We start from the raw sequence: 7,601 nt of genomic DNA on the forward strand, positions 1-7,601 counted from the left end.
CCGAGCGGCGTGGTTAACGGCCAAGCCTTACACAGCAAGAAATTTTGTTGTGGATGCCGGTTGATCCGGGTCGACGCGGCTCCGACTCGCCTTATGCAGTTAACCGCCAATTAACGATGGTGGGCGCTTCCTTAACGCCTGCCGTCGCGGGAGCCAGGCGGGCGGGTCGCCGACGGTTCCCTTGACCACGGTACGGAGGACATAGGGTCCCAATGGCTATTGCACTTTCCGCGCCGCGCGCGACCGAACTCAAGCCGCGCATCGTCGTCTTCGGCGTCGGGGGCGCCGGCGGTAACGCTGTCAACAATATGATTGAGGCCGGGCTGGAAGGCGTCGAGTTCGTCGTCGCCAACACCGACGCTCAACAGCTTTCCTTCTCCAAGACCGACCGGCGCATCCAGCTGGGCGTTCAGGTGACCCAGGGCCTCGGGGCCGGGGCGCATCCTGAGGTCGGGATGAGCGCAGCCGAGGAGTCGATCCCCGAGATCGGCGAACACCTCGACGGCGCCCACATGATCTTCATCACCGCCGGCATGGGCGGCGGCACCGGCACTGGCGCCGCGCCGATCATCGCCAAGTGCGCGCGTGAACGCGGCATCCTGACGGTGGGCGTGGTCACCAAGCCCTTCCACTTCGAAGGCCGTCACCGGATGCGCCTGGCCGACGCCGGCATCGGCGAGCTGCAGCGCTACGTCGACACCCTGATCGTCATCCCGAACCAGAACCTGTTCCGGGTCGCCAACGAACGCACCACCTTCGCCGAAGCTTTCGGCATGGCCGACCAGGTCCTGCACTCGGGCGTCCGCTCGATCACCGACCTGATGGTGCTGCCGGGCCTGATCAACCTCGACTTCGCCGACGTCCGCACGGTCATGACCGAGATGGGCAAGGCGATGATGGGCACCGGGGAGGCGACCGGCGACGATCGCGCCCTGATGGCCGCCCAGAACGCCATCGCCAACCCGCTGCTGGACGAAGTTTCGCTGAAGGGCGCCAAGGCGGTCCTGGTCAACGTCACCGGCGGTCTCGACATGACCCTGCTGGAAGTCGACGAAGCCGCGAACGCGATCTCCGAGCAGGTCGACGCCGAGGCCAACATCATCTTCGGCGCGGCCTTCGATCCGACGCTGGAAGGCATGATCCGGGTTTCCGTGGTCGCCACCGGCATGGACGGCGCCTCGATCGCCGCCATTGAGCCGAAGGCCGAGCGGATGCCGCTCACCGCCCCGCCGCTGCGCGCCGATGTCGGCCGTCCCGCGCCCGTCACCCAGCCGGTGATGCGCACGACCCCGTCCTATGAGCGTCCGGCGCCGCCGAGCTTCGCCGACCGGCCCGCGCCGCGTTACCCGGAGCCTGCGGCCTACGTGCCGCCGACGCCTCAGGCCGCCGCGCCCGCGCCGATCCCGACGCCTGCGCCGGCTCCGCTGGTCGCGACCTTCGAGGAAGAAGAGCAGGGCGATCTCTATTCCGCTCCCGTCGCCGCGGCTCCCGCCCCGGCCCCGGTGGTGTCGGCTCCCGAGCCGCAGATCAGCCGTCCGCTGACCAAGATCATCGATCCGATGGTCGAGGAACATGACGAGGAGCCGCTGTTCGCAGAGGCCGCCTATGAGGATCGTCGCCCGCAACGCGGCGGTTTCCTGAGCCTGTTCGGCAGCCGTCCGCGCTACGAAACCCCGGCCCCCGCGCCGCAACGCCAAGCCCCGGTCAGCCGTGGCGGAGCGATGCCGGCCGAGCAGCCCATGGAAGAGGCCCAGGTGGAGAACCAGGAAGACCTGGAAATCCCGTCCTTCCTGCGCCGCCTGGCCAACTAAAGACCTTCACTGATCGATACGTGGAATGGCCGGGCTCGCGCCCGGCCATTTTGCGTTTCAGGCCCTGGAAATGTCCCAGGTCGGGCCGATGAACCTCAACCTCAGCTTGGCGACGACCCGCTGGGAGGCGAGGTTCGCCTTCGCCGTGCTGTAGAACAGCGTGCGATCGGCCAGGGCGGGCAGGGCGCTCCACCCGGCTGTGGCCGCGGCGGCCAGTCCTCGCCCCCGGAAGGCCGGCAAGGTCGCCAACCCAAGCTCGGCGCCGCCTGCGCCCAGCCTTGCGGCGAAAGCCAGGGAGGCGATCTGGCCGTCTTGCAAGGCCAGGCACCACGGCGCCCAGAGGTCGCTGACATCGCGAAACCCCATCTCGACCAGGTCGGGCGGCATGCCGTCGCGGGCGAGGTCCGCCTCCAGGCGTGCGCCCTCGGCGGTTCCCGAGGCGACAAACGGCGCGGTGGTCGGCGCCGGCGACCCGTGGGGCAGATGGAAGCTGAGGCCAGGATGCGTCTCGACGGTTCCCAGCGGCGCCAGGAGTTCAAGATATCGCTCAAGGTGGACCGGAGCACTGTCCGGCGTCGCCAGAGGTGGTTCGGTGGCGGCGAGGACAGTTAGCTCATGGGCGAGATCACCCGGAAGCTCGTGCCCGAACGAGATGAGATTGCCGCTATCGCAGCCGGCCAGGAACATCAGCGGTCCAGGCGATCCATCGGGGTCGGCCTCGCGCTCGATGCGGCCGTCAGGCGTCAGGCAAAACCGCGCCCGCAGTTCGGTGTTGATAAGGCTCCAGGCCGACAGGGCAGGAGCGGCCGCGCCCGTCGGGGCGGCTTGGATTGGAATAGGCATTGAAAGTGTCTCGTCACAGGGCGCGTGCGCCCGCTGGGCCGGTCGGCCCGATATCGTGACGGTCGGGAGTTAGCCGGAAACTTGGCTCACGCCGTGCGCCACGCTCGATGAACTTGCGTTGGATGTCTTCATCGTCGCCTCCCGCGTGATCTGCGCTGGGGTGAACGCTACAGGGCGCAGTTCAGGTCGGTCAACGCGGTCCTTCGAGCACCGGAGTCTTGGCGTCCCGTCGCCCCTCCGCCTGGAGCCAACGCCCGAACTCGGCGGCGAGCGCGTGATCGGCCTGGGCCGGGCCTTACAGGTTTCGGGCCTTCGCGAGATCTTCAGGGGCGCCGAAGTAGGTTAGGGCTGGCGTCTCCTATCGTGTGAGAATTGCGAGATGATAGATCCGCTCGAACAGATCGTTGGCGGCCCAGCACTTTGCGCGTGGATTGGAGCGGCGCCGACCTTCGGCGATTGTCCAGTCTTGGACTTTCGGATCTCGATAGCGGGATCAGGTAGCTTGACGCTCAGGACGTGGCCTTTGGATGCGGAAGGCAACTATCGCAGTGACGAACCTGGCCGGGTCACGTTCGAGTTTGAGCACATCCGCGCTGTGGACCTGGTGGATTTTCACCCTCAGTCGGTGGTGGACGTATTGAAGGTGGAACGTTGCGAGCGAGGGTTTCTCATGAGCATCGAGGCCGCTTTCGGGCTCCAGGGCACGATCGAAGCCGAGGGAGTGGCCGTCCGCTTTCAGCAACAGGAGCCGTCCATCTAGTAGGGCGCTAGGTCGATGGCGGAGAACCGCCATTATCGAGCTTTGGTGAGGGGCTACTCCGGCAGCCTCAGTTTGGAGAAGGCCTGCTCCCAAACGCCCCCAACCAAGGGCCTCCGCGAGCCCGCAACTCGCCCCGCTTTCGCCTTGATTCCTAAGGGAATCTTAAGCGTCCCAAAGCGAAACATTGCGAAACAGGAAGTGTTTTGCGGCGCCGCAGCATAATCCCTTATCTGACAGCTGGGGCGTACCGTGGCCACTCCGGCCGCAAGATCGAACCGAGAAGGCAGCGAGCTTTGCGCGCACAAGAGTTTCAGAACACCCTGCAGGGTCCGGCCATCTTCGCCGGCGTCGGCGTCCACACCGGCGCCTACACCCGCGTGGCTGTTCGAGCCGCTCCCGCCGATTCCGGCATCGTCTTTGTCCGCACCGACGTGACCGACCGCGACAACCGGGTTCCGGTGTCGGGCGAGGCCGTCACCAAGACCCAGCTGGGCACCGTGATCGAGAACGCCGCCGGCGTCAGCGTCTCCACCATCGAACACCTGATGGCCGCTATGGTCATGCTGGGGATCGACAACGCAGTGGTCGAGCTGGACGGCCCGGAAATGCCGATCATGGACGGCTCGTCGGCGCCCTTCGTGCAAATCCTCGACCGCGCCGGCCGCCGTCCGCAGGATGCGCCGCGCCGCTATATCGAGATCATCGAACCCATCGAATTCATCGACGGCGACAAGCGCGCCACCCTGACGCCTTCGGACCATTTCGAAGTCGCCTTCGAGATCGCCTTCGATTCCGCCGCCATCGGGCGTCAGCGGATCGACATGGTGATGGACGAGCGCGCCTTCCGCACCGAACTGGCCAACTGCCGGACCTTCGGCTTCCTGCACGAGGTCGAGTACCTGCGCAGCATCGGCCTGGCCCGCGGCGGCTCGATGGAGAACGCCGTCGTCATCGAGGGCGACCGAATCCTCAATCCGGAGGGCCTGCGCCGCCCGGACGAATTCGTGCGCCACAAGGCCCTGGACGCCATTGGCGACCTCTATGTGCTGGGCGCGCCGATCCTTGGCCGTTTCGAGGGCGTGCTGGCCGGACACGGCGTCAACAACCAGCTGGTTCGTGCGCTTCTGGCCTCGCCGAAGTCGTGGCGCTACCGCACCCTGGTGACGGAACTCGCCCAGGCGGTCTGACCGTCAGGGATTCTCCTACGTCCCAACGTCTTCGCCGCATTTGCGCCCCGCATTGCATGATGTAGAAGCGGGGACTCGCGGCGCGGGGGCGCGCGTCGTTCCATTTGAGGTGTAGGTGTCCTTGCTTCGCAATTCCCGGACTCGCACGGCTCTCGTCGTCAGCGTCGCCGTCCTCGCTCTGGCCGGCTGCGCCGGCAAGGACAAGAAACCACGGCTCGCCTATGAGGAGCGGCCCGTCGAGCTGCTCTACGCCACCGGCGCCGACCGGTTGGACCGTGGCCTGTGGAACCAGGCCGTTCAGTATTTCGGCGAGGTCGAGCGTCAGCATCCCTATTCGGAGTGGTCGCGCCGCGCGATCCTGATGACCGCCTACGCCCACTATCAGGGCAACGACTACGCCGAGGCCATCGGCGACGCCGACCGCTTCATCTCGCTCTATCCGGGCAATCCGGCGGCCGCCTACGCCCACTATCTGAAGGCCATCTGCTATTTCGAGCAGATCGTCGATGTGGGGCGCGACCAGGCCGCGACCGGCCAGGCGCTGAACAACCTGCAGGAAATCGTCCAGCGCTATCCGCGCACCGAATACGCCGCCGATGCGCGCCTGAAGATCGACATGGTCAACGACCAGTTGGCCGGCAAGGAAATGACCATCGGCCGCTACTACCTGCGTCAGGGCGACACCCTGGCCGCGGTCGGCCGGTTCAAGACCGTCATCGATCGCTATCAGACCACCAGCCACACGCCCGAGGCGCTCTATCGCCTGGTCGAGGCCTATCTGACCCTGGGCCTGGGCGAAGAAGCCAAGCGCAACGGTGCGGTGCTGGGCTACAACTATCCGGGCGACGCCTGGTATCGCGACGCCTACCGGCTGCTGACCGACAAGGGCCTGCGCCCCGCCGTCGAGCCGGCCCAGAACGAGCGCCGCAGCCTGATCTCGCGCCTGCCGTTCGTGAAGGACAAGGACGCCACCGTGAAGCCGCCGGTCGCCGACGCGCCGGCCGCCCCAGTCGCTGACCAGGTGTCGGCTGCGCCGCCGGCGGTTCAGGCCGCGCCGAGCGCGCCCGAGGCTGCTCCAGCCCCGGCCGAACCGGCCAAGGCTGAGCCTGCGAAGCGCAAGGGTCTGCTCTCCCGCCTGCCGTTCATGAAGGGCGGCGACGACAAATAGAACTTTATGTGAACTGACGGCTTCCGCGCCGTCTGATTCCAGGCGATCTTGCCGACATGCTGATCGGACTATGGATCCGCGACGTGGTGCTGATCGAGGCGCTGGACCTTTCGATAGGTCCGGGCCTTACGGCGCTTACGGGCGAGACAGGGGCGGGGAAGTCGATCATTCTCGACGCCCTGGGCCTCGCCACGGGCGCGCGCGCAGAAGCAGGCCTGGTGCGCCAGGGCTCGAATCAGGCCGTCGTCTCGGCGGTGTTCGCGCCTGCGCAGGCCCATCCCATCTGGGAGATCCTGGAAGAGAAGGGCATCTCCTACGCGCGCGACGAGGATCTAGTCCTGCGCCGCACGCTGTCGGCCGACGGCCGCAGCCGCGCCTTCGTCAATGACCAGGCCACCAGCGCCACGGTGCTGCGCGAACTGAGCGAGATGCTGCTGGAGGTTCACGGCCAGCACGAGACGGTCGGCCTGCTGGACGCCCGCACGCATCGGCCGTTGCTGGACGCCTATGGAGCGCTGGCGACCCTGAACACCGCTGTCGCCCAGCGCTGGACCGCATGGCGCGCCGCCCGCGGCCGCGCCGACGAGCTGCGCGAGGCGGTCGAGCGCGCCGCCGCGGAGTCCGAGGAGCTGGCCCTGCGGCTCTCCGAGCTTGACCGGCTGGACCCGCACGAGGGCGAAGAGGTGAAGCTGGCCGAGGAGCGCGCCATCCTGGGCGCCGCCGAGAAGGCGCTGACCGACATTTCCGAGGCCCGCCAGGCCTTCGACGGCCTGACCGGGCGTCTGGCCCAAGCCGTGCGCGCCGTCGAGCACGCCAGGACCCGGGCCATCGCCGCTGGGGCGGCTGAGGACGGAGCTGCCGTCACGCGGCTGGCCGCCGCCAGCACCGCCATCGACCGGGTGTTCAGCGAGGCCCAGGAGGCCGAGGCCGCCGTCGACGCCGTCGCCGACGCCTTCGACTTCCGACCCGACCAGTTGGAAAAGACCGAGGAGCGGCTGTTCGAGCTGCGCGCCATGGCTCGCAAGCTGTCGGTCAGCGTCGAGGAGCTGCCGATCCTGCGGGTGCGCTTCGCCGAGCGCCTGCGGGCGATGGAGTCCTCCGAGGACGATTTGAAGGCCGCCGACGCCGCCGTCGCCGCCGCGCGCGCCGCCTATCTGGCTGACGCCGGCAAGCTGTCGGACGCGCGTCGCGCGGCCGGCGATCGGCTGGCGACCTCGGTCATGGCCGAGCTGGCGCCGCTCAAGCTCGACAAGGCCCGGTTCCGGGTGGCCGTTGAAACCCTGGCCGAGGACCGCGCCGGTCCCACCGGCCAGGACCGCGTCGCCTTCGAGATCGCCACCAATCCCGGGGCACCGTTCGGCGACCTGGGCGCCATCGCTTCGGGCGGGGAGCTGGCGCGGTTCGCCTTGGCGCTGAAGGCCTCGCTGGCCGGCCGCGCCGAGGGCCCGCAGCCGCTGATGATCTTCGATGAAGTCGACCAGGGGGTAGGCGGCGCCGTCGCCGACGCCGTGGGCCTGCGCCTCAAGCGGCTGGCCGCCGACGCCCAGGTGTTGGTCGTCACCCATTCGCCGCAGGTCGCCGCCCGCGCCGAGGCGCACTGGCGAATCTCCAAGGCCGGCGACAGCGAGCGGATCCGCACCGCCGTCGAGACGCTGTCCCTGGAGGACCGCGAGGAAGAAATCGCCCGCATGCTGGCCGGCGCTCAAATCACCGACGCCGCGCGCGCTGCGGCCAGGGCCCTGATGGATGCCTGAGATGATCGTAGATGCTCCCCCCTTGGGGGAGCTGTCGGCGCAGCCGGCTGAGGGGGACTTTGACCGCGGCCACGGCGG

At 68.0% G+C, this 7,601-nt stretch carries 5 protein-coding genes and 1 pseudogene; 5 read left to right on the top strand and 1 reads right to left on the bottom strand.

The features are described 5' to 3' along the window. Window positions 1–212: 212 nt before the first annotated feature. A complete protein-coding gene (gene ftsZ / locus ASE02_RS06785; protein WP_056732448.1) occupies window positions 213–1,811 on the top strand; it encodes a cell division protein FtsZ in 1,599 nt (532 codons plus the stop codon). A gap of 57 nt (window positions 1,812–1,868) precedes the next feature. Here ftsZ and ASE02_RS06790 read toward each other — a convergent pair whose 3' ends face one another. Continuing rightward, window positions 1,869–2,654 (bottom strand): GNAT family N-acetyltransferase, encoded by a 786-nt coding sequence (locus ASE02_RS06790; protein WP_200957622.1) that lies wholly within the window; start codon window positions 2,652–2,654, stop codon window positions 1,869–1,871. 502 nt (window positions 2,655–3,156) lie between these two features. Here ASE02_RS06790 and ASE02_RS06795 point away from each other — a divergent pair. From ASE02_RS06795 to recN, 4 genes and pseudogenes are all read left to right on the top strand, one after another. Continuing rightward, the gene (locus ASE02_RS06795) at window positions 3,157–3,414 is read left to right on the top strand and encodes a hypothetical protein (RefSeq protein ID WP_156405939.1); all 258 of its coding nucleotides are present in this window, start codon (window positions 3,157–3,159) and stop codon (window positions 3,412–3,414) included. Between the two features lie 293 nt (window positions 3,415–3,707). Further along, window positions 3,708–4,601, top strand: coding sequence for a UDP-3-O-acyl-N-acetylglucosamine deacetylase (gene lpxC, locus ASE02_RS06800; RefSeq protein ID WP_056732452.1), 894 nt, complete (start codon window positions 3,708–3,710; stop codon window positions 4,599–4,601). A 121-nt stretch (window positions 4,602–4,722) separates the two neighbouring features. Beyond that, window positions 4,723–5,586 (top strand): annotated as a pseudogene (locus ASE02_RS06805) (outer membrane protein assembly factor BamD); the annotation flags it as partial. 239 nt (window positions 5,587–5,825) lie between these two features. Continuing rightward, on the top strand, window positions 5,826–7,523 hold the full coding sequence (recN, locus tag ASE02_RS06810; RefSeq protein WP_056732454.1) for a DNA repair protein RecN: 1,698 nt from the start codon (window positions 5,826–5,828) through the stop codon (window positions 7,521–7,523). Window positions 7,524–7,601: the final 78 nt, after the last annotated feature.

The sequence above is a fragment of the Phenylobacterium sp. Root700 genome (genome assembly GCF_001429025.1).
Taxonomy (GTDB): domain Bacteria; phylum Pseudomonadota; class Alphaproteobacteria; order Caulobacterales; family Caulobacteraceae; genus Phenylobacterium.

Bases quoted from the DNA above. Each gene is read 5' to 3' on its own strand.
- ASE02_RS06790 (WP_200957622.1), bottom strand. From the start codon at position 2,654: ATGCCTATTCCAATCCAAGCCGCCCCGACGGGCGCGGCCGCTCCTGCC.
- recN (WP_056732454.1), top strand. From the start codon at position 5,826: ATGCTGATCGGACTATGGATCCGCGACGTGGTGCTGATCGAGGCGCTG.
- ftsZ (WP_056732448.1), top strand. From the start codon at position 213: ATGGCTATTGCACTTTCCGCGCCGCGCGCGACCGAACTCAAGCCGCGC.